This is a genomic window from Streptomyces sp. NPDC088725 (genome assembly GCF_044751305.1).
GTDB lineage: Bacteria > Actinomycetota > Actinomycetes > Streptomycetales > Streptomycetaceae > Streptomyces.
The window spans coordinates 591849-613508 of sequence record NZ_JBIVLO010000002.1 but is presented as its reverse complement, the minus strand read 5'-3'; the positions used below and the strand labels follow the sequence as shown (position 1 = coordinate 613508).

General features: G+C 70.1%; 21 protein-coding genes. 12 read left to right on the top strand and 9 right to left on the bottom strand.

Going from position 1 to position 21660, the window contains the following annotated elements:
- Positions 1–3 precede the first annotated feature (3 nt).
- Positions 4–609 carry a phosphatase PAP2 family protein gene (locus ACIP6N_RS06620; RefSeq protein ID WP_401813390.1) on the bottom strand — a complete coding sequence of 202 codons (606 nt, stop codon included), beginning with the start codon at positions 607–609 and terminating at the stop codon, positions 4–6.
- A 210-nt stretch (positions 610–819) separates the two neighbouring features.
- On the opposite strand from ACIP6N_RS06620, the gene ACIP6N_RS06615 reads away from it, so the two are divergent.
- From ACIP6N_RS06615 to ACIP6N_RS06595, 5 genes are all read left to right on the top strand, one after another.
- Positions 820–1191 carry a BlaI/MecI/CopY family transcriptional regulator gene (locus ACIP6N_RS06615; RefSeq protein WP_401813389.1) on the top strand — a complete coding sequence of 124 codons (372 nt, stop codon included), beginning with the start codon at positions 820–822 and terminating at the stop codon, positions 1189–1191.
- Positions 1188–2108, top strand: coding sequence for a M56 family metallopeptidase (locus tag ACIP6N_RS06610; RefSeq protein ID WP_401813387.1), 921 nt, complete (start codon positions 1188–1190; stop codon positions 2106–2108). Before ACIP6N_RS06615 ends, ACIP6N_RS06610 begins: the two co-directional genes overlap by 4 nt.
- Before the next feature lie 156 nt (positions 2109–2264).
- On the top strand, positions 2265–2669 hold the full coding sequence (locus ACIP6N_RS06605; protein WP_401813385.1) for a (2Fe-2S) ferredoxin domain-containing protein: 405 nt from the start codon (positions 2265–2267) through the stop codon (positions 2667–2669).
- A 129-nt stretch (positions 2670–2798) separates the two neighbouring features.
- Positions 2799–3470 (top strand): hypothetical protein, encoded by a 672-nt coding sequence (locus ACIP6N_RS06600; protein ID WP_401813384.1) that lies wholly within the window; start codon positions 2799–2801, stop codon positions 3468–3470.
- A gap of 254 nt (positions 3471–3724) precedes the next feature.
- Complete coding sequence (locus ACIP6N_RS06595; RefSeq protein WP_401813382.1) at positions 3725–4387, top strand: DedA family protein; 663 nt, start codon at positions 3725–3727, stop codon at positions 4385–4387.
- 52 nt (positions 4388–4439) lie between these two features.
- Here ACIP6N_RS06595 and ACIP6N_RS06590 read toward each other — a convergent pair whose 3' ends face one another.
- From ACIP6N_RS06590 to ACIP6N_RS06580, 3 genes are all read right to left on the bottom strand, one after another.
- Positions 4440–5327: an NAD-dependent epimerase/dehydratase family protein gene (locus tag ACIP6N_RS06590; RefSeq protein ID WP_401813381.1), complete on the bottom strand. Its 888-nt coding sequence runs from the start codon at positions 5325–5327 to the stop codon at positions 4440–4442.
- 71 nt (positions 5328–5398) lie between these two features.
- The gene (locus ACIP6N_RS06585; RefSeq protein WP_401813380.1) at positions 5399–6373 is read right to left on the bottom strand and encodes a DMT family transporter; all 975 of its coding nucleotides are present in this window, start codon (positions 6371–6373) and stop codon (positions 5399–5401) included.
- A 137-nt stretch (positions 6374–6510) separates the two neighbouring features.
- Positions 6511–7986 carry an amidohydrolase family protein gene (locus ACIP6N_RS06580; protein ID WP_401813379.1) on the bottom strand — a complete coding sequence of 492 codons (1476 nt, stop codon included), beginning with the start codon at positions 7984–7986 and terminating at the stop codon, positions 6511–6513.
- 175 nt (positions 7987–8161) lie between these two features.
- On the opposite strand from ACIP6N_RS06580, the gene ACIP6N_RS06575 reads away from it, so the two are divergent.
- The 3 genes from ACIP6N_RS06575 to ACIP6N_RS06565 all read left to right on the top strand — a co-directional run bounded on the left by ACIP6N_RS06575 (position 8162) and on the right by ACIP6N_RS06565 (position 13687).
- Entirely contained in the window at positions 8162–9076 is a 915-nt protein-coding gene (locus ACIP6N_RS06575) for a helix-turn-helix transcriptional regulator (RefSeq protein WP_401813377.1), read from the top strand.
- A 955-nt stretch (positions 9077–10031) separates the two neighbouring features.
- Positions 10032–12482, top strand: coding sequence for a PQQ-dependent sugar dehydrogenase (locus tag ACIP6N_RS06570; protein WP_401813376.1), 2451 nt, complete (start codon positions 10032–10034; stop codon positions 12480–12482).
- Positions 12483–12514: 32 nt separating this feature from the next.
- Positions 12515–13687, top strand: coding sequence for a ThuA domain-containing protein (locus tag ACIP6N_RS06565; RefSeq protein ID WP_401813374.1), 1173 nt, complete (start codon positions 12515–12517; stop codon positions 13685–13687).
- Between the two features lie 106 nt (positions 13688–13793).
- Here ACIP6N_RS06565 and ACIP6N_RS06560 read toward each other — a convergent pair whose 3' ends face one another.
- From ACIP6N_RS06560 to ACIP6N_RS06550, 3 genes are all read right to left on the bottom strand, one after another.
- Positions 13794–15323: a GAF domain-containing protein gene (locus ACIP6N_RS06560; RefSeq protein ID WP_401813524.1), complete on the bottom strand. Its 1530-nt coding sequence runs from the start codon at positions 15321–15323 to the stop codon at positions 13794–13796.
- A gap of 144 nt (positions 15324–15467) precedes the next feature.
- On the bottom strand, positions 15468–16514 hold the full coding sequence (locus tag ACIP6N_RS06555) for a rod shape-determining protein (protein ID WP_401813372.1): 1047 nt from the start codon (positions 16512–16514) through the stop codon (positions 15468–15470).
- Positions 16515–16717: 203 nt separating this feature from the next.
- Positions 16718–17287 carry a hypothetical protein gene (locus ACIP6N_RS06550; RefSeq protein WP_401813371.1) on the bottom strand — a complete coding sequence of 190 codons (570 nt, stop codon included), beginning with the start codon at positions 17285–17287 and terminating at the stop codon, positions 16718–16720.
- A gap of 184 nt (positions 17288–17471) precedes the next feature.
- On the opposite strand from ACIP6N_RS06550, the gene ACIP6N_RS06545 reads away from it, so the two are divergent.
- On the top strand, positions 17472–18341 hold the full coding sequence (locus tag ACIP6N_RS06545) for a hypothetical protein (protein ID WP_401813369.1): 870 nt from the start codon (positions 17472–17474) through the stop codon (positions 18339–18341).
- A gap of 35 nt (positions 18342–18376) precedes the next feature.
- Here ACIP6N_RS06545 and ACIP6N_RS06540 read toward each other — a convergent pair whose 3' ends face one another.
- The gene (locus ACIP6N_RS06540; RefSeq protein WP_401813367.1) at positions 18377–18841 is read right to left on the bottom strand and encodes a MarR family winged helix-turn-helix transcriptional regulator; all 465 of its coding nucleotides are present in this window, start codon (positions 18839–18841) and stop codon (positions 18377–18379) included.
- A 116-nt stretch (positions 18842–18957) separates the two neighbouring features.
- Between ACIP6N_RS06540 and ACIP6N_RS06535 the strand changes: the two genes are divergently transcribed.
- Together ACIP6N_RS06535 and ACIP6N_RS06530 are read left to right on the top strand one after the other, a co-directional pair.
- On the top strand, positions 18958–19980 hold the full coding sequence (locus tag ACIP6N_RS06535) for an NADP-dependent oxidoreductase (RefSeq protein WP_401813366.1): 1023 nt from the start codon (positions 18958–18960) through the stop codon (positions 19978–19980).
- Between the two features lie 49 nt (positions 19981–20029).
- Positions 20030–20458 carry an organic hydroperoxide resistance protein gene (locus tag ACIP6N_RS06530; protein WP_401813365.1) on the top strand — a complete coding sequence of 143 codons (429 nt, stop codon included), beginning with the start codon at positions 20030–20032 and terminating at the stop codon, positions 20456–20458.
- A 74-nt stretch (positions 20459–20532) separates the two neighbouring features.
- Here the strand turns inward: ACIP6N_RS06530 and ACIP6N_RS06525 are convergent, their stop codons facing one another.
- The gene (locus ACIP6N_RS06525; protein WP_401813363.1) at positions 20533–20787 is read right to left on the bottom strand and encodes a DUF397 domain-containing protein; all 255 of its coding nucleotides are present in this window, start codon (positions 20785–20787) and stop codon (positions 20533–20535) included.
- 54 nt (positions 20788–20841) lie between these two features.
- Here ACIP6N_RS06525 and ACIP6N_RS06520 point away from each other — a divergent pair, with 54 nt between their 5' ends.
- A complete protein-coding gene (locus ACIP6N_RS06520; RefSeq protein WP_401813362.1) occupies positions 20842–21660 on the top strand; it encodes an EI24 domain-containing protein in 819 nt (272 codons plus the stop codon).

The window sequence follows — 21660 nt, the reverse complement described above, 5'->3', positions numbered from 1 at the left end:
GTGTCACGAAGTGGCCAGCAAGGGGCGCAGGCGGGTGGACGCCAGCTGTTCGGCGACGGGAGCCAGCTGCGTACGGACCGCCCAGGCCAGGGGGAGCGCGACGAGTGTGCCGACGGCGAGACCCGCGAGCACGTCGTGCGGATAGTGGACGCCCACCCATACGCGGGACGCGGCCATCAGGACCGCTGCCACCAGGGCGACGATGCCCAGGCGGCGCGAGGCGAACAGGAGAGCGACGGCCGCGGCGGCCGCGAGGGCGGAGTGGTTGCTGGGGAAGGACCAGTCGCCGGACGCCGGGCACGCCTCCAGAGTGATCGCCCGCAGGCTCTGGCACGGCCGGTTCTCGCGGACCGCGAGCTTCACCAGATCGTTGACCCCGAAGGCGATCATGGTGATCAGCGGCGCGGTCAGGGCCACCGCGGCTGCCGAGGTGGCCCTGCTTCTGGCCTGCCACCATGCCGCGATCATCAGCAGGGCGAACAGGAGCAGCCCGTACGTGGACCACGCCGACACCAGGTCGTCGAGCCACCCCGGAGCGCGGCGGGCCAGGTCCACCACGTCGAGGTAGACAGAGCCGTCGACGGACGAGCCGTCGTAGGCGAGCGTCATCGATTCGCCCCGCTTTCCCGCCCGGGCCGGCGGTGACTGAAGCGCGAATCTGCCGTCGGCGGCAGCGGAATGGCGAACACAGGTGCGGGCATGTCAGTGGGCCCTCTCATAATGGGCAAGCAGGAGAAGCCGGGGCCACCACCCCGAATGACTACAATCAAGTAGACGGTCTATTCCACTGTAGACGATCACAGGGTGAGGAGCGTTCCCATGGCGGACACCAGTGCCGAACGTCGGCCTGCGGGCGAGCTGGAGGCAAGCGTCCTGGCGGTCCTCTGGGCTGCCGGGACGCCACAGACCCCTGCCCAGGTCCAGCGGGGCCTGGCCGTCCCGCTGGCACGGACCACCGTGACCACGATCCTGTCCCGCCTGTACGAGAAGGGCACCGTCGGCCGGGAGCGCTCCGGCCGCGGCTACGCCTACGCGCCCACCCAGGACGCGCCGGGCCTGACCGCGCGGCGCATGCACCACGAGCTCGACCGCGACACCGATCGCGAAACGGTCCTGGCCCGCTTCGTCTCGCAGCTCAGCACCGAGGACGAACGTGTCCTGAAGGACCTGCTCGAAGGCAGTGAACAATGATCGCGCTGCTTGTCCTGCCCTTACTGGCCCCCTTCGTCGCGACGCCGCTCGCGCAGCGTGTCGTCGGGCGGCTCGACTCCGCCGCCGCTCTGTGGACGCTGACCGTGACCACGCTCGTGCTCGCGCTCAGCTCCCTGGCCGCGCTGGGCACGCTGTTGATCGCCGGAGCTCTGAAGGCGTCCGCGCCGGCGAAGCTGGGTCAGTTGATCCATCCGCTGAGCGTCGGCCCCGCCGCCGTCATCTATCCGGCGACCGCCCTTTCCGTGGGGATGCTCGTGGCCTGTGCGGCCACGGTGTCCCATTCGGCTCTGCGCCAGTCCCGCCAGTTCCGCGCGGCGCGTTCGCAGGCGGACGCCCGGCCGCTCGGCGGCGATCTCTGTGTCCTCGACGAAGCACACGCCGACGCCTATGCGCTGCCGGGCAAGCCGGGCAGGATCGTGGTCACCACCGGAATGCTGCGCGCGCTCGCACCGGCGGAACGCGAAGTGCTGTTCGCCCACGAACGCGCGCACCTGACGGGCCGCCACCACTACTTCCTCGTCGCCGCCGACCTCGCGGCCCACTGCCACCCCGGCCTGCGGAAGCTCCGTACGGCCATCACCCTGACCGTCGAGCACGCCGCCGACGAAGCCGCGGCCTCGGCCACCGGTGACCGGCTCCTCACCGCACGAGCCGTCGCCCGCGCGGCGCTCGCGGGCCGGGGTGCGCCCCGCAGCCGGCCGTCCTTCGCCCCCTCGGCCACCACAGGACCGGTCCCGCGACGGGTCACCGCGCTGCTGAAGCCGCCCAACCGCCGCCGGCTCGCTCCGGCCGTCGTCGCGCTGCTGCTGTGCACCACGGCTTCGGCGGCGGGAGCGCTGGGCGGTTTGGCGAGTCTGCACCACCGCGTCGAGATCGCCCAGGGCGAGAGCGGCTGAGACCGCGTCTCCGCGCTCCCGGTGGTCGCGTGCCTTGCCTCGTGCGGTACATCGTATGGTCGTACCGCAGTTCCGTACTGGTCGTACGGCACTTCCGTACCTCATCGCACCTCGCCCCGGTGCGCCCGGCCCGCGCGCCCGCGACAGGAAAGCCATATGAGCCGCCGTAACAAGAAGGCCGTCCCCGCTCCGGGCGCCGTCCGGCCCACCGTCACCGTCTGCCGGGACTGCTGCTGCGGCACTCCCAAGGTCCCCGGCATCGACCACGCCGCCCAGCTCGCCGATCTCCGTTCGTCGCTCACCGAGGTGGCCACCGTCCGCAGCGTGGTGTGTCTGGACGCGTGCGAGCACGCCAACGTCATCGTCATCCAGCCGTCCGCCGAAGGGCGCCTGGCCGGCGGCCGGCCCGTCTGGCTCGGTCTGGTCAACGACCGTGACGCGACCGCCGACATCACCGCCTGGATCGAGGCGGGCGGCCCCGGTATCGCCGAGCCGCCCGGCATTCTCGACCTCTACGCCTTCCGGCCTTCCCGCCGGGGGCGGGCGGAACTCGAACACTGAGCTTTCGCCTTGTTTTCGGCGACTCCACTCATGCGGCGCGAAATCCCGCCCGGAACGTCATCTTTCACGCATTATGGGCATTTCCGGTCAGTGCCGCCCCCCGGTACGCCGTCGTGAAGGAGCTGCCGCGTGGGAATCACGACCATCAACGGCGTCCCCGCCCATGTTCTTTTCATTCACGCCGTAGTGGTGCTGGTACCGCTCAGCTCCGTCTGCCTGGTGGCCTGCGCCCTCTTTCCTTTCGTGATGCGGAGATTCGGCGTGGTGCTGCCGCTTCTTACGGCGGTGACGCTGGTGAGCGTGCCCTTCACCACGAGCGCCGGGGAATGGCTGGAGCAGCGGGTGGCTCCCACTGATCTGGTCAACAGGCACACCGGACTGGGGGACGAATTGCTTCCCTGGGTGGTCTGCCTGTTCGTCCTGTCTGTGCCTTTGTGGTGGATCTACAGCCGGCCTTCGGGAACGTCTGCGGTGGAGTCTCCTGTCGGCGCGTCGCGCTTCAGGGGGGCACGTTTCGACACACCACGTTCCAACGCGCTGCTCCTGCGCCTCGGTGGCGGAGGTGCCGGTGCGGCCGCCGTCCCTACGCCGGTGCGCGTGGCGGCCGTGGTGCTGACCGCCGTCGTCGCCGCCGGTGCGATCGTGCAGGTCTACCGGATCGGCGACTCCGGCGCCAAAGCCGCCTGGCAGGGCCGGACCATGGGTGTGGTCGACCACCGGATCGCCGCGACCCACAGCCCCGCAGGCCCCGCAGACCTCAGAGGCCCCGCAGCGGTCGGCGGCCTCCGCTCGTACGGCTGAGGCGCATGGCCGGTCTCGCGTCCGGGCGCGGTCGGGGCCGGGCGGAGGTGAGGGTGGCTCGGTGGCGAGGCCGGGCGGGGGTGGGGGATGGCGCGGAGGCGCGGCCGGGGGTGGCGAGGCCGGGCGGGACGGCGCGGCCGCCGCGCATTCGTCTACAGTGCCGTAGACCGTCTACAGTCTCGTAGCCGCCGCGGTCTCGCTGCCATCCATTGGGTACGCGGCCCCGCCCTGCCCACGATCCCGGGAGCAGTCCCATGATTCTGTCCGCGCTCACGGCGATGCCGCAGGCCGTGAACCTCCTCGACGCGGGCTCCTTGCTCTCCGCGTTCGGCGCCCTCGGCATCGCGGTGATCCTCTTCGCCGAAACCGGTCTCCTGGTCGGGTTCTTCCTGCCGGGCGACTCCCTGCTCTTCACCGCGGGGCTGCTGTGCGTCCCCGGCGTGCACGGCGCGGCGCACCTCTCGCTGCCGCAGGTGCTCGTCGCGTCGGTCGCCGGAGCCCTGCTGGGCGCGCAGGCCGGCTACTGGATCGGCAGGCGCGGCGGGCGGGCCCTGCTGGCGCGCAGCCGCAGCCGCAAGCTGCACGAGGCCGCGGTGCGCTCCGAGGAACTCCTCGACCGGTACGGCCATGCCAAGGCCATCGTGCTGGCCCGCTTCGTCCCCGTCGTCCGTACGGTGCTCAACCCGCTGGCCGGCGCGCTGAACGTGCCCGTACGCCTCTTCACCCTCTGGCAGATGATCGGCGGCGCCGTCTGGACCGTCGGTCTCGTGCTCGCCGGATACGCGCTCGGCTCCTCGGTGCCCAACGTCGACCGCTATCTGCTGCCGATCGTGGCGCTCGTGGTTGTCGTCTCGCTCATGCCGCTGGTGCTCGAGGTGCTGCGCTCCCGCCGCGCCTCGGCCGAGACCCACCGCTGACGCACGCGAGCCCCGGCCGCTGGTGCGGCCGGGGCTCAGGAGGCGGCAGAGGTCACTGCTTCGGCGCGTAGCTGCCGGTCTCCAGTTCTTCGACGAGCGACGGGCGCGTCGGCTGCCAGCCCAGTTCGGTACGGGCCTTCGAGGCGGACGCCTGCTGGTCGAGGAGCAGGGCGTCGGCGAACAGCTCGCCGAGGCGTTCGCGGGTCTCCTGGACGGTCGCGGGACGCACCGCGCCCGCGCCGCCGGACGCGCGGGAGGCCGCCTCGCCCAGCTCGCGCACGGTGGGGTTGCGGCCGTCGGAGCCGATGTAGTGGGAGCCGGCCCGGCCGTTTTCGAGCGCCCGTACGAACAGGTCCGCCAGGTCGTCCGCGTGCACGGTCGTCCAGTGCTGGGAGCCGTCGCCGACCAGGGTGAGGGTTCCGGTCTCCGTGCGCTCGGCTCCCGAGATGACGTTCGGGATGCCGCCGCCGTGGCCGTAGACGACGGCCGGCACCACGACGGTGCCCCGTACGTCCTGGCCGCCCAGCGCGATCCGCTCCACCTCGGGGCGCCAGGCGGTGAGGGCGGGTGCGTCGATCGGGCTGTCCTCGGTGAGGGCGGCGCCATTGCCGTAGACCCAGATACCGCCTGTGTGGACGTACGGCTTGCCGGTGCCCGCGAAGGCGGTCGTGGCGGCGGTCGCCACGGCGGTGTCGACGGCCTGGCTGGTCGCGTCGCCCGGGCTCGCGGCGTGGATGGCGCCGTCGGTGGCGGCGATCTTCCCGGTCAGCCAGGCGATGTCGGTGATGTCACCGATCAGGGCCGTGGCCCCGGCCTCCGTCACCTTGGCGGCGGAGGCCTCGCTGCGCACCAGCGCCGTCACCTGGTGTCCCTTGGCGGTCAGTTGGCGCAGGATCGCCGATCCGACGAAGCCCGTCGCGCCGGTCAGAAAGATCTGCATGGTGATTCTCCTGTTTCCTGTCGTTGCCGTTGTCGTTGCGGGGGTTGGTGAGGAAGTACCGGCCGCCGCCGTCACTTCTGACGTTCCCTGGCGGCCGTGGCGACCGCGATCAGGGTCAGGCCGGCACCGACCGCGGTCAGAACGCTCAGGGAGCTGCCGGCCGAGGGAAGCGCCAGGTCGAGCAGGATCGAGCCGACCAGCTGTCCGGCGATCGATCCCATGCCCAGGAGTAGTACTCCGATCTTGCGTACGAGTACGACGGACGCGCCGATGAAGATCACACCGCAGAGGCCGCCGAGGTAGACCCACCAGTCGGTGGGCATGGACTGCGGGCCACCGGTGAAGGCGCTCTTCACGCCCCAGACGATCGCGAGAAAGACCGCGCCGACGAAGAAGTTCGCCCAGGTCGCGGCGAGCGGAGAGCCGGTCTTCGCTCCGGTGGCGCCGTTCATCGCCTGCTGGAAGCCGAGCAGGAAACCGGCGATCAGCGGTGCCAGCGCGGGCAGCAGGATGCTCAGCAGGCTGGACGTGCTGGTCAGCTGGGGGATGGCCGCGATGACGGCGGCGACGAGGATGAGCCCGGCGCCGGTCAGCCGCTGCGGTCCCGGGCGCCGCTTCGGGCTCCCGCCGAAGCCGATGGAGTCGATGAGCAGACCGCTGAGCGTCTGGCCCGCGATGGCCGCCACGGTGAACACGGCGACACCGATGGTCAGCGCCGTGGTCGACTGGGCCAGCGCGAGGGTCGACCCGAAGACACCGGCGGCCAGGTACCGGCGGGGCAGCTCGCGGGCCCGGATCGACGTGGCGTACGTCCGCAGCCCGCCGCGCAGCTTCGGCGAGAACATGGCGACCAGCGTCATCAGGATCAGGCCGCCGGTGAAGCTCAGGGTGGCCGCCTCGATCCCGTCGTGCAGGCCCTTGCTCAGCTGACCGTTGATCCGCGCCTGTATCGGGATCAGCAAGCCGATCGCGACGGCGAGGGCGACAGTGAGCGAACGCGAGGAAAAGCGGACGCCCGTCTTCGCCTCGACTTCCAGTGCGGTCATGGATCTTTCTCTTTCAATTGTTTCAGGGGGTGAGCCGCACCGCGGCGGCCGGCCGGCTGGAACGCCGGCGCCGATCAGTTCTGTTCGGGGGACGGTTCCTGAGACGTCGACGTCTCAGGAACCGGCTCTTCGGAGTCTCAGGAGGCCGATTCTCCGGACGCGGCCTTCTCTGCCTCGGCCAGCAGCCAGTCACGCGACTGCTCGGCCACGTGCCGGATGACGTGCATGTCGACCCCGACGAGATGGCCGTCCCACTTGCGGACCTCACCGGCGACGAAGACGCCGGAGACGTTGCCCGGGTGGGCGTACGCGACGACCGTGGCGACCGGGTCGGTGGCGGGGAGGGTGTTGGGGGCGGTGACGTCGATCAGGATGATGTCCGCCTCCTTGCCGGGCTCGATCGAGCCCGTGCGGTCGATCAGACCGGCGTTCTCGGCACCGCGCAGGGTGGCGAACTCGATGGCGTCCTTCGCGGTGATCGGGGCGGGGACGTCCGTCTCCGACGCGTTGCGCCGCTGGTAGACGCCGCCGCGCTGGAGGTGGGTGAGCACGCTCATCTCGGTGAACATGTCGACGCCGTAGCTCAGTTCGTTGTCCATGCTGAGGCCGGGGCGGACGCCGTGCGCGAGCGCGTCGTTGATGGCGGGGAAGGACGGGCCGAGGCCGAAGAGGGTGTCCGAGCGGGGGGAGACGTTCACCTTGACGCCGGTGTCGGCGATGATCTGCCACTCCTCCTCGCTGAGGCCGAGGACGTGGTTGAACGTGTGGGTGTCGTTGACGAGGCCGAGGTTGTGCAGCTCGACGAGGTTGTCGACCCAGTCGGAGCCCATCTCGGAGGAGACCCACAGGCCGCGCTCGTGCGCGAAGCGCCACTCGTCCGCGTCGGCGGTGGTGTCCATCATGCGGAGGGTCACCAGCTGGTCGGGGGAGGAGAAGTACTCGCTCTGGAGCCGGTCGAGGTCGGCCGGCCACTGCTGCTCCCACTCGCCGAAGCGGGGAGCGGCGGCGGCGTGCACGCCACGGATGCCGGAGTCGAACAGCGCCTCGACGGCGGCCGAGGAGTGATCGGCGCTACGGGAGTTGTGCGAGTTGTCGACGATGGTGGTGACACCGGAGTACAGGCTGACCAGCGAGCTGACGAGGTTGCCGATGTAGGTGTCGTGCGGGCGGTACTGCAGCGCGAGGGACTTGTGCGCGACGTCCAGGTACTCGTCGAAGTCGGCGTCCGGGGACAGGCCGCGGAGCTGGCCCTCCCACGCGTGGAGGTGCGAGTCGACGAAGCCGGGCATCAGGATCGAGTCCGAGGCGTCGATCACGACGGCGTTGGTCTCGTCGACACCGGCACCGGCGCCGGGACCGACCTCGGCGATACGGCTGCCGATGACGAGCACGTTTCCGTGGACGACACTCTGGTCGGCTTTTCCGGTGATGATCGTGGCATCACGGAAAAGAATGCGGCGGTCGCTGTCGCCCTGGGTACGGGTGAGAGCGTCGAGCACGGCGACGTTCTTCGCGGCTCGGCTCCGGAATTCAATGGCCGCGCCACTGTGGGCGAACGCGGAACTCATCGCGGAGCGTACGGGGGAGGGCGGCTGAGATTCAGGAGTATTCATGTGCACCAGCCTACGAATGAATTCTCCCGGGGGAACACCTGAGCGTGACCACGTTCAGGGTGGGAGCGCCACACCCTGGCAACCGGATTTCCGCCGGAACGACGCGGGAACAACACGGGCTGTCGCGGTGTTGTGGGGTGTCGATGAGGTCTGTCGGCATGCCGAGGGGAGAGCAGTGAGTTCGACGACGCCACTGGGCGAATTCCTGCGGGCCAGGCGAGAAGCGGCGAAGCCGCACGGCACGGCCGATGCCCTGAAGCGGCGCAAGACACCGGGATCGCGACGCGAGGACATCGCTGTGCGTGCCGGAGTGAGCGCGGACTATTACGCCCGGCTGGAGCAGGGCCGCGAGCGCCGCCCGTCCGTGCCGGTGCTGCACGCGCTCAGTGAGGCGCTGCGGCTGGACGATGCGTCGTGCGGACATTTGTTCGATCTCGCGGAGAGTCTGGTCTCGGGGGATTCGGGTGTGCCGGCTCTTTCGGGCGTGTCGTCGCCGGGCGCGGTGCCGGCCGATGCGGGATTCGGGGGCGCGTCCTCGGTCCCGCCGGAGATCTCACGCCTGATCGATTACCAGCTGCGTGGACCGGCGCTGGTGCTCGGCCCCTGGGGCGACATCCTGCAAAGCAACGCGGCGGGTGTGTCTCTGTACGGTGAGGAATGGGTTCACGGAAATATGACCCATTCGGTATTCCTCGATCCCCGGTCCCGGATTTTCTACGAGGACTGGGAGGCGGCGGCGCGCTGTTCCGCCGGAGTTCTCCGCATGGCCTACGGAAAGAACCCGGGAAGTGAGCGGTTCGCCGAGATATTCGAGGAGCTGAGTGCGCGGAGTTCCGATTTCCGCCGGATCTGGGCCGAGTACCCGGTCACCAGGAAGTCCGCGGGCGCCAAACAGGTCAACCACGAACTGGCGGGCCCGCTTAACCTGACCTACCAACTGCTGGAACTGCCCCAGGCGCCGGGCCTGCGGATACTCCTGTACGAGCACGCCATGCGGCCCGCTCGGGTCCAGCCCCTGAAGCCGCGGCCGGCCCCATCGCTGTGGACCCCCGCCGCGCACCCCGGAACGCTCCAGCCCCTCACCCGATAACCGCCCGCGACGAGGTGGTCCGCCGGGCGTTGAGATGGCGCGGCGCTCGGGTCACTCTGCGACCGCCGGTCACTCGGAGTGGTGAATCGGCGGCTGTGCCGCAACCGGTCGCGCGGGCCGGAGGTCTCTCTTGACCGTCAGAGGCTTCTCGCCGCAAGGGGCCCGGCATGTTCATCCGCGTCGCTCGATGGCACCGCGTCGCGAAGTGAGCTGCGCATGATCGCGCAACGGCAGAAGCAGGACCATGCATGGCGGGCGTGACGTCGGCGGGTTGGGGTCGCCGGGTTCGTCGGCGGTGTCGTCGGGACGCTAGCCGTCTTCGCTTTCGTTCCCGGGCTGCCTCATGTCATCGCCCGGGCCGTTCTGGGTTCCCTCGCTGTCGGCGGGATCGTCCGCCGGGCGGGGCAGAGGCGTGTGGTGGGGCGGGCGCTGACAGGTGGGGCCGCGGGGTGTGCGGGGCGCTCGTATACGTACCCGCGTGGGATTTGTTCACGCACTCAACCATGTCCGAATGTGCTCGGTCCTGTTGACGCCGCTCCCGAGGTGACCTGGCCGGTGGGCCATGCCGCGCAACGGAGTCGGCGGGTTGCGCCTCCCTGCCTGCGGTGTTGCGCAGGGTGCGCAATCGGCCCCGGGGGCTGGCCCGTTGGGGATTTTGACACGACCTTGACAAATTAATTTCGTGTTGCCAGCATGCAACACGCTGAACGCGAGACCCAGAGATCCTGGTGCCCGGGAAGCCCCTCCGTGAATCATCACGCGAGCGCCCCACCGCACGACTGCACCACCGCACAACAGCTCCATCGCGTGACCGCACCACCGCACTGACCGCACCACCGCACGACTGCACGACGGACACCTGCACCAGCAGCTCAGCCGCACAGCAGCCGCAAAGCGCGACGGCGCGCGCCTTGCCTGACGAATCCCCCCAGTACAGGGTCAGGAAGGAAGCTTCATGTCAGTACGTCCCCCCGCGTGGTCCAGAGTTCTGGTCGCGCTCACCCTTGCCGTCTCCGGCGGCATAGCCGTCGGCGCGACAGCGTCCGGAGCAGTGAGCGATATCCCTGCCGGTGACTACCAGCAGGTACAACTCGCCTCGGGTGCGGCTGAGTTGGGCGAGGCGATGTCGCTCGCCGTGCTGCCCGACAAGTCTGTTGTCCACACGTCGCGCGACGGCACGCTCCGGCTGACGGATGCCGAGGGCAACACCAAGGTCGCGGCGAAGCTCAACACGTACACGCATGACGAGGAAGGTCTGCAAGGAGTCGCGGCCGACCCCGACTTCGCGACCAACCACTACCTGTACCTGTACTACTCGCCCCGGCTTGACACACCGGACGGCGACGCGCCGGTGAACGGCACCGAGGCGGACTTCGCGCCGTTCAAGGGGCACTTGAACCTCTCGCGGTTCACGCTCAAGACCGACGGCACCCTGGACCTGGCCAGCGAGAAGGTCGTCCTCGAAGTGGCGAACGACCGCGGTCAGTGCTGCCACGTCGGCGGTGACATCGACTTCGACGCGCAGGGCAACCTGTACCTGTCGACCGGTGACGACACCAACCCGTTCGAGTCGCAGGGCTTCGCGCCGCTCGACGAAGGCACAAACCGCAACCCGCAGTTCGACGCCCAGCGCTCCTCGGGCAACACGAACGACCTGCGCGGCAAGGTCATCCGGATCCACCCGACCGCCGAAGGCGGCTACACCGTCCCGGACGGCAACCTCTTTGCTCCCGGCACGGCGAACACCCGTCCCGAGATCTACGCGATGGGCTTCCGCAATCCGTTCCGTATCGCCGTCGACAAGCCGACCGGCGTGGTCTACGTGGGCGACTACGGTCCCGACTCCGGTACCACGGACCCGAACCGCGGCCCCGGTGGCCAGGTCGAGTTCGACCGGATCACGAAGCCCGGCAACTTCGGCTGGCCGTACTGCACCGGCACGAACACCGTGACGGAGTCGTACAACAAGTACACCTTCCCGGACGGCCCCTCGGGCGCCAAGGCCGACTGCGCCAACGGTCCTGAGAACACCTCGCCGCGCAACACCGGTCTCCAGAAGCTGCCCGCCCCGCAGTCCGCGTGGATCAAGTACGGCGGTGACGAGGGCAGCCCGCCCGAGTTCGGCGGCGGCTCCGAGTCGCCCATGGGCGGCCCGGTCTACCACTTCGACCCCAACCTCGACTCCAACGTGAAGTTCCCGGAGTCGCTGGACGGAAAGTTCTTCGCGGCCGAGTACGGCCGCCAGTGGATCAAGCCCATCACGATCAACGAGGACGGCTCGCCCGGCGAGATCGAGAGCTTCCCGTGGACCGGCACCCAGGTCATGGACGAGGCCTTCGGCCCCGACGGCGCGCTGTACGTCCTCGACTACGGCACCGGCGCGGACGACCAGGCGCTCTACCGCATCGAGTACGTCGCGGGCACCAACCGCAACCCGATCGCCGTGGCCGCCGCCGACAAGACCTCGGGTCAGGCACCGCTCAACGTCACCTTCTCCTCCAAGGGAAGCTCCGACCCGGAGAACGGAGCACTCACCTACGCGTGGGACTTCGGTGACGGCGGCACCTCCACCGACGCCAACCCGAGCCACACGTACACCGCTACGGGCACGTTCACTCCCAAGCTCACGGTGAGCGACCCGGAAGGTCTCACCGGCAGCGCGAGCCTCGTCGTGACGGTGGGCAACACCGCTCCGACCGTCAAGCTCAACACCCCCGCGAACGGACAGCTGTTCAGCTTCGGCGACACCGTGCCGTTCACCGTCGAGGGCAGCGACCCCGAGGACGGCGCCCTCGACTGCTCGAAGGTCAAGGTCACGTACTTCCTCGGCCACGACAGCCACGAGCACCAGATCACCTCGCAGAACGGCTGCACCGGCTCCCTCACGGTCCCGACCGACGGTGAACACGACGCCGCGGCCAACCTCTACGGTGTGTTCGACGCCGAGTACACCGACGCGGGCGGCCTGACCTCGCACAGCGTCAGCAAGCTCCAGCCCAAGCACCGGCAGGCCGAGCACTACTCGGCCATGTCCGGTATCGAGGGCGCGAGCCACGGCAGCGCCGAGGGCGGCAAGACCGTCGGCTTCACCGACGACGGCGACTGGATCTCCTTCACGCCGTACGCGCTCGGCAACGCCACGCAGTTCACGGCCAGGGTCGCCTCCGCGGGCGCCGGCGGCACCCTTGAGGTGCGCACCGGCTCGGCCACCGGCACCCTGCTGGGTACGGCGACCGTGACACCGACCGGTGACTGGGAGAAGTTCGTCGACGTGACGGCCGACCTGTCCAACGCGCCGTCCGGTACGACCGACCTGTTCCTCGTCTTCAAGGGCCCGACGGGACAGGGCAACCTGTTCGACCTGGACTCCTTCACCTTCACCACCGGTGGGGGTGCGGCGAAGTGACGCAGCGTCAGATGACCCGTCGGGTGCGGAACATGTCCATCGCGCTGGCCGTCACCCTCGGCGCCGCCTTCCTGGCGCCGGCCGCGGCGAACGCGCACACGCAGGCGGACGACCCGTACCAGGTGCTCGTCTTCTCCAAGACCGAAGGCTTCCGGCACGACTCGATTCCCGCCGGAATCGCGGAAGTTCAGGCCCTTGGTGCGGCGAACAACTTCACGGTCACCGCCACCGAGGACGCGACTGTCCTCACGCCGGAGAACCTTGCCACCTACAAGGCCGTGGTCTTCGTCTCCACCACCGGTGACTTCCTCGACGACGCCCAGGAGGCGGCCCTCGAGGGGTACGTCAACGGCGGAGGCGGCTTCATGGGCATCCATGCCGCTGCCGACGCGGAGTACGACTCACCGGCGTACAAGCAGCTCGTGGGCGCCTGGTTCCAGAGCCACCCGGCGATCCAGGAGGCCACGGTCAACAACGAGGACGTGACCAACCCGGCCACGTCGCACTTCGGCCCCACCTGGGTGCACACCGACGAGCTGTACAACTACCGCTCCAACCCCCGTGCCGACGTCCACGTGCTCCAGAGCCTGGACGAAAGCAGCTACACCGGCGGGGAGATGAGCGGCGACCACCCCATCACCTGGTGCCATGAACAGGGCACAGGGCGGTCGTTCTACACCGGTCTCGGCCACACCGCCGAGTCGTACGACGACCCGGACTTCCAGAAGCTGCTGCTCGGCGGGATCGAGTGGGCGGCCGGGGTCGTCGAGGCCGACTGCAGTGTTCCCGGCGGTGGCGGCGGTGACGAACCGGCCGCGATCGAGGCCGAGTCGTACACCTCCTCGTCCGGTGTGGAGGCGGCCGGTCACGGCGCGGCCAGCGGCGGACAGACGCTCGGCTACATCGACAACGGCGACTGGGCCGGTTACGCGTCGGTGGACACCACGGGCGCCACCTCCTTCACCGCCAAGGTGTCGTCGGCCGGCGCGGGCGGCACCATCGAGGTCCGTTCCGGCTCGGCCACCGGCCCCCTGCTGGGGTCCGTGGACGTCGCGCCCACCGGCGACTGGGAGACCTTCACCACGGTCACCACACCGCTGACGGGCACCGGCACAGGGCCGCTGTTCCTGAGCTTCACCGGCGGCTCCGGTTCACTGTTCGACATCGACAGCTTCACCCTGGGCAGCGAGGCGGCAGCTCGCTGACCGAGGTGAATCGCGGCGGCGGTGTCCCCTCCCGGGGGCGCCGCCGCTCGTCGTTGTCCCGTACGCCGGCCTCCCCGGGACCGCGTACCGGCGCGTCCTGGCCGCGTCACCGCTCCGCGCGCCACTCCACCGTCGTGCCCCGCTCCTCACCGCGCGGCGCGTCGTCGGTCACGGCCAGCCGTACGCCGTCCTGACCGTCCACCAGCTGTACGGTCGCGTCGACTTCGACCTCGATGGCGCTCACGCCCTCCCGCCGGTGCGCGGCGGCCAGCGCCCCGCGCAGCGCCGCGATCAGCTGCTGCCCCGCCGCTTCTCCGACCAGGGTGTCCACCGCCCCGGTGAAGTGCACGGACGGCCGGAAGCCCAGCAGCGCCGCCGCTCCGTTCGTCTCGCGCAGGACCTTGCCGCGCAGGCTGGTCGGTGCGTCGGCGGGAGGCTGCTGGAGGGTGAAGATCGTGGTCCGCACCTCCTGGACGGTCGAGTCGAGTTCGTCCACGACCCGCTCCAACAGGTCGTCCAGGTAAGGCGATTCGGCGCGCCGACGGGTGGATTCAAGCATCATCTCCGTGGCGAAGAGCCGCTGGACCACCAGATCGTGCAGATCGCGGGCGATGCGGTCGCGGTCCTCGTACACCGCCAACTGCTCCCGGTTGTGCTGGGTGTTGGCGAGCACCAGCGCCAGCGCGGCCTGCGAGGCGAACTGGATCGCCAGCCGCCGTTCCACCGCGCTGTACGGGCGCCCGCCGCGCTCGCGCGGCAGGGCGAGGGTGCCGATCAGCTCTCCGCCGCTCTGGAGCGGCAGCATCATGCTCGGGCCGAAGAGGCTGCGTACGTGCGTCGTCATCCGGGGGTCGGTCGAGGAGTCGTCGATGAACACCGGCTCTCCACCGAGGAGTTGGCTGAGTACGGGGGAGCCCGGCTGGATGGTGGTGCCGACGATGCTGTCGGGGTCGTGTTCGGTGGACGCCGCGACGATCTCCATACCGCCCTCCTCGGTGGGCAGCAGCACCACGCCGGCGTAGGCGTCCGCGAGGATACGGGCCGACTCGGCCACGGTCATCAGGGCGTCCTCGGCGGTCTCGCCCGTCAGCAGCGCGGTCGTGACGGCCGCCGCCCCCTCGATCCACCGCTCGCGCTGCCGCGCGGTCCCGTACAGCCTGGCGTTGCCGATCGCGATGCCCGCCTGCGAGGCGAGCACCCGCAGGAGGGACTCGTCCTCCTCGGTGAAGGGGCCGCCCTTCTTCTCCGTCAGACAGACACTGCCGAAGACCTCCGTGTCGACGAAGATCGGGACACCGAGGAAGGAATGCATCTCGGGCAGCCCCCGCGCCATCGACATCGCGCGCGGATCGGCCGCCAGATCGTCAAGTCGAATGGGCCGGGGGTCTGTTACCAGGGTACCGAGCAGTCCGGTCTCACGGGGGAGTCCGGCGATCTTTTCGTGCACCGCGTTGCTCAGTCCGAAGGTGTACAGCTCGGTCAGCCGGCCCCGCTCCGGGTCGGCCACCTCAAGCGCGCCGTAGCGCGCGCCCATCAGCTCGGCCGCGGTGTCGACGATGTGCTGGAGCGTGCTGTGGAGTTCGAGGTCGGTGCCGATGCCGAGGACGGCTTCGAGGAGCATCGGCAGCCGGGGCATGGGCGCGTCCTCGCTGTCCGCGCCTTCCGGCCGCCCGCTGTCCGCGCCTTCCGGCCGCCCGCCGTCCGCGCCTTCCGGCCGCTCGTGCTCCGTACCGCTCATCGCGCCTTCCGCTCGCCCGCGCCCGCTCGTCCGCGCGCTCCGCTACTGGGCGGCCGAGGACAGAGTGTCGAGGACCTTCGGCTTGACCTTGCCCTCCATCATCGCGCCGAGACCGAGGATGGTGCAGATGTCGGGCCGGTCGGCGATGGTCACCGGCATACCGGTCGCCCGGTGCAGCATCTGATCCAGGCCGGGAAGCAGTGAGCTGCCGCCGACCAGCATGATCCCGCTGTCGGCGAGGTCGGCCACCAGATCCGGCGGACAGTCGCGCAGCACCTTGCCGATGCCGTCGACCACGGCGGTCAGCGGGGCGTAGATCGCGTCGCGTACGTCGGAGGTGTCCACCAGCACGGTGCGGGCGGATCCGGTGGCCACGTCCCGGCCGTGGATCTCGGTGGAGGTGGGCCCCTCATCGCTGAGGCCGTTCCCGCGCAGCGCGAGCTGAAGCGGGCGTACGGCCTGGCTGGGCAACACCAATTCGTGTTGCTGACGCAGTAGTTGGATGACCGCATGATCGATGGCGTTGCCGCCGACCGGAATGCGCACGGCGGTGACGATCGCACCCAGAGAGAGCACCGCGACCTGCGTGGTGGCAGCTCCGCACATCATGATCATGGTGGCGGTGGGCTGTTCCACGGGCAGTCCGCAGCCGACGGCGGCCGCGATCAGCGTGTCGACCAGCTCCACCCGCCGCGCGCTCAGCCCGACCAGCGTCTCCACCGCCGCGCGCTGCGCGAGCGGGTCACTGTCGTGCGGCGTGGAGGCGATCGCCCGCAGCCGGGGCTTGCGCCGCAGCTGACGGCGGAGTTTGTCGCCGATGAGATGCCGGAGCATGCGCTGCGCCATCTCGATGTCGACGACGGTGCCTCCGGCGACGGGCCGCGCGACCCGGATGTAGCCGGGCGTACGGCCGGTCATCTGCTCGGCCAGGGTGCCGACGGCGATGAGCGCCCCGGTGCGGGTGTTCACGGCGGCGCAGCTCGGCTCGTCCACGACGAGCCCGGCCCCCTTCACAAAGACCCGGGTCCTCGCGGCCCCCAGGTCGACGGCGATGTGGCAACGGCGCAACTGCTGAAGACTGACGGTCACCGCGAGTTCTCCCGAGAGCACTGTTCTGGTCACCGGCGGCCGCCGGCCCTGCTTCGCATCGTGCTCGGCCGTGGGGCGATGCGCGCGCTGGGATGAGCCGGTCGGGGGGATGCTGGACTGATGCCCCGTCAGGTGAAAGGAGTTGAGGCCGTGGCCCCTCACTCGCCGGGGCGGCCGGTTTCCCCGTCGCACCGGCCCCTGCGTCACCCCGTCTGCACGGACCAGCGCTGGAGTAGTCCCCAGGTGAACTCCGCGACGCACGCTGTGCCGCCGGGAAGGGTGAACGCGAGCCCCGTCCGCGTCGGCGCGCTGCCCTGGAGCGGCCTGGCGGGCGGGAACGCGCGTGCGACCTCGTCGACGGTGCACGACCAGGGCCGCAGATCCTCCGCCGCGCGCAGTCCGGGCCCCGCCGCGCCGGGCGCGCGGACCAGCCATTCGTTCCATACGGCTCCGCCGGGCGCGGTCATCACCTCGAACCGCAGATCGGGCCAGAGCGGTACGTTCCACAGAAGGGCGTCGCATTCCAGATCGCCGACGGTCCGCCGGAAGGTGAGGACCGGCTCGCCGAGCACGGAGCGGTAGCGCGCGAGCGCGGAACGGGCGCGGGGTGAGCGTGCCATCGCCTGCCAGCGGCGGTTGGCCTCCCGCATCTCGGCGAGGGATGCGCCCAGCTCACGGCGGGCGTCATCGACGAGCTCCGGGTGATGGTCGGCCATCCGGCGCAGCAGCACCAGCTGGAATTGGAGTGGCCCGAACGGCCCCGCGGACGTCATGCCGACCATCCTGCCCGCCGCCCGCGGATCGGTCCGTCCTGAGCGGGGCCGCGCGAAAGCCGGGATCGCGCCGGATCCCTCACAGGATCTCTACAGAGGTGCCTATCGGCCTTGTCCGGCCGCCGCATAGCCTGCGGGCGCCATGGATTACTGCTACCAATGCCGACTCCCTCTCAACGGCGCATTGACGTGCGGCGGCTGCGGCGCCACCGCCCAGGAGCCGTGGCAGCCGGACGTCACCCCGTCCGGGGCGCGCTACGGGCGCGACGCGACGCCCAATGACGGGTACGGCCACGGCTTTGACGACGGCGTCGGCCCCGGCATCGACCATGGCGAGTTCGTGGTCACCCCGGCCGGTCACGGCGAGAGGGCGGACGAGGCCGCCGCCGGAGCCGAGGTCCTGGGGCATCGCCGTGCGCGCACTGCCTCCCGCCGGCGCGGTGGACCGCGCAGGGCCCGCCGTAGGCGCGGTCGCAGAATCGTCATCGGCATGATCGGCGCCGTCCTGGCCGTGGCCGCGCTGAGCCTGGCCCAGCTGGCCATCGAGGGCTCGGGCCCGCACGGCGCCACCTCCGTACAGGAGGACAGAGCCGTCGAGTACCAGGGCGGCCCGGACGCCCTCGACGGCCCGGCGGACCCCAGCGCCCCCGGCTCGCCGACCGCCGACCCGGTCCCCGGTGGTACGAGCGGACCGCCGAGCCCGGATGCGAACGCGAGCGGCACCGGGCCCGGTGACGGCAGCGGCAGCGGCAGCGGCGAGGGCAGCGGCGGCGGCAACGGCAGCGGCGACGCGGGCGTACCGGCGGTTCCCGGGGAGCCCGTACCGTCGGCGTCCGTCGCACCACCCGGCCCCGGGGACCCGGGGCAGCCTCAGCCCGCTTCGCCCGGCCCCGGCGGTCCCACGCCCGGCGAGACAGGGCCTTCCGGCTCGCCAGGGCCGACGGGGGAGCCCACGGCCACGGATCCGGCGCCGGAGGGGCCGACGCCGCAGCCGGAACCGGAGCCCTCCGAGGAAGAGCACTGCATACCGATCCTCATCGTCTTCTGCCTCTGACCCCGTTCGCCCCTCTGCCCCCGTTCGCCCCGCCGCTACACAGCGCCCCCGCCCGCACCCCCGCCCGTGCCTTCGCCTTCGCCCAGCATCCGCTTCAGCAGATCGCGCAGCACCGTGCGTTCCTCGTCGGACAGCCCGGCCAGCGGCTCGCGCGCGAAGCCCAGTGAGTCACGCAGCAGTGCGGCGGTCGTGCGGCCCTTCTCGGTCGGGGCCGCGAGCTTCACCCGGCGGTCGGAGGGGTCGAGGCGCCGTTCGACCAGTTCGCGCGTTTCCAGCCGGTCCACGATGCCGGTCACGTTGGACGGCTCGCACTTGAGCTTCTGCGCGATCCTGCGCATGGGCATGGGCTCCAGGGAGAGGAGCCCCAGCACGCGCGCCTGGGCGCCGGTCAGTGAATGCTTGGCCGCGGCCTGCTCGTACTCCTCGTAGTAGCGGGCCACGACGGTGCCGATGAGTTCGACGACCTCTCGGGTCAGTGGATCTGTGCGTGAAGTGGCCATGGACACCAGGATACTCATGTACTTGACAACATGAAATATTCAAGAGCATGGTTGTTTCAGGTGGTGAAACATTCTTGGCCCGCCACCGGTGAACTCACTTCAGGAGGCCCCGCACCATGACCGAACTTCCCACGTCCGGCCGCGAATGGCACCTCGTCGCCCGCCCCAACGGCTGGCCCGAGCCGGGAGACGTCGCACTGCGCGAGGTTCCCGTGAACGAGCCGGGCGAGGGCCGGATCCTGGTCCGTAACCTGTACTTCTCCGTCGACCCGTACATGCGCGGCCGGATGAACGACGTGAAGTCGTACACGCCCCCGTTCCAGCTGGACAAGCCGATGGACGGCGCCGCGGTCGGCGAGGTCATCGCCTCCCGCGCCGAGGGCTTCGCCGTCGGCGACCACGTCCTGCACGGGCTCGGCTGGCGCGAGTACGCGGAGTTCCCCGCCCAGCACGCCGCGAAGATCGACGGCTCGAAGGCCCCGCTGTCCTCGTACATCGGTGTGCTGGGCATGACGGGTCTCACCGCCTACGCCGGTCTTTTCGACGTCGCCTCCTTCAAGGAGGGCGACGCGGTCTTCGTCTCCGGCGCGGCCGGGGCCGTCGGCAGCCAGGTCGGCCAGATGGCCAGGATCAAGGGCGCCTCGCGGGTCATCGGCTCGGCGGGATCCGACGAGAAGGTCAAGCTCCTGGTCGAGGAGTACGGCTTCGACGCGGCCTTCAACTACAAGAACGGCCCGGTCAGGGACCAGCTCAAAGAGGCCGCGCCCGACGGCATCGACGTCTACTTCGACAATGTCGGCGGCGAACACCTCGAAGCGGCGATCTCCTCGCTCAACGTGCACGGCCGCGCCACCATCTGCGGCATGATCGCGCAGTACAACGCGACGGAGCCGACACCCGCGCCGCGCAACCTCGCGCTGGTCATCGGCAAGCGGCTGCGCCTCCAGGGCATGCTCGTCGGCGACCACGCCGCGCTCCAGCCGCAGTTCGTCGAGGACGTCGCGGGCTGGCTCGCCTCCGGTGAGCTGAAGTACCAGGAGACTGTGGTCGAAGGCATCGAGAACGGCTTCGACGCGTTCCTCGGCGTGCTCCGCGGCGAGAACACCGGGAAGATGCTCGTCGGCCTCGCCGGCAAGTAACAGCGACACCCGCACGCCCCATCAAGGGCCCGCAGAAGGAAGGCATTTCGTGAGCATCCAGAAGGTCGACGTCCTGTACACCGCCGTAGCGACCGCCGAGAACGGCCGCGACGGCCGCGTCGCCAGCGACGACGGGAACCTCGACGTGGTGGTCAACCCGCCCAAGGCGATGGGCGGCAGCGGTACGGGCACGAACCCGGAGCAGCTGTTCGCCGCCGGTTACAGCGCCTGCTTCCAGAGCGCGCTGTCCCTGGTGGCCCGCCAGGCGAAGGCCGACGTCACGGGCTCGACGGTGACCGCCAAGGTCGGCATCGGCAAGCTGGAGAACGGCGGCTTCGGCCTTGAGGTCGAGCTTCAGGCGTCCATCCCGAACGTGGACGAGGCGACGGCCAGGCAGCTCCTGGAGAAGGCGCACGAGGTGTGCCCGTACTCCAACGCGACGCGTGGCAACATCACGGTGGACCTCTCCGTCGCCTGACCGCACGCACGAACGAACTCCTGTGCCCCGCCGGCTGATCCGGCGGGGCACAGTGCTGTGCGTGGCGGTCCCGGTCAGACGGTTCCGGCCCGGACGGAGTCGATGAGTGCGGCGAAGGCGGTTGCTGGGACGACGAGTCGGGGTCCGGGGTTCTTGGAGTCGCGGACACCGGCCCACGGGCTGGCATCGGCGACCTCGACGCACCCGTTGTTCTCGCTGGAGGCGGTCGCCTTGGACCAGCGCAGGGAATCCAGGAAGGCGGCGGACGGAGGCGTACATCCGGGCGGGAGACGTGTCTTGTGCTCCGGCGGCCACTCCTGGCAGCACACGACCCGTGCCGGTGCCCTCGAAAGGCAGCGACCCCCGCCGGTAGGCTGACGTCCATGCGTGATCTTGTGGTGGGCTTCGGGTACTTGATGAAGGGCCAGCGCTGGGTCGCCGGTCGCGGCCGCTGGTTGAGGATCGGGCTGTTGCCCGGACTGATAACGCTGGTGCTGTACGTGGCCGCCGTCATCGGTCTCGCGTACGGCGCCGACGACGTGGTCGACTGGGCCACGCCGTTCGCCGACACCTGGGCCTCTCCCTGGCTCGGCCTCTTCCGTGGCGCTCTCGTCGTACTGCTCTTCGCCCTCGCCCTGTTCCTCGCCGTGATCACCTTCACCGCGGTCACCCTCCTGATCGGGCAGCCGTTCTACGAGTCGCTGTCCGAGGCGGTCGACCGTGAGGAGGGCGGCGAGGTTCCCGAGTCCGGAGTCCCCTTCTGGCGGGACCTGTTCGTCTCCGCGCGGGACAGTCTGCGCATTCTCGTCCGGGTCACGTTCTACAGCGTGGTGCTGTTCGCCCTCGGGTTCATTCCCGTCGTGGGACAGACCGTCGTCCCCGTGATCGGCTTCTGCGTCTCGGGCTTCTTCCTCACCGAAGAACTCACCGCGGTGGCGCTTCAGCGCCGCGAGATGCGGCTGAAGGAACGCCTCGCCCTGCTGCACGGCCACCGGATGATGTCTCTCGGCTTCGGCGTGCCGCTGACGCTCGCCTTCCTGATCCCGGTGGTCGCGATCTTCCTGATGCCCGGTGCGGTGGCGGGAGCGACGCTGATGGCGCGCGAGTTGACGCCGCCGGACACGGCCGACGAGGACGCGGTGGAGGCGGACGCGGCGGAGTCGGAGACGGACGCGGTGGGGTCGGGCTCGGAAACCGTTTAG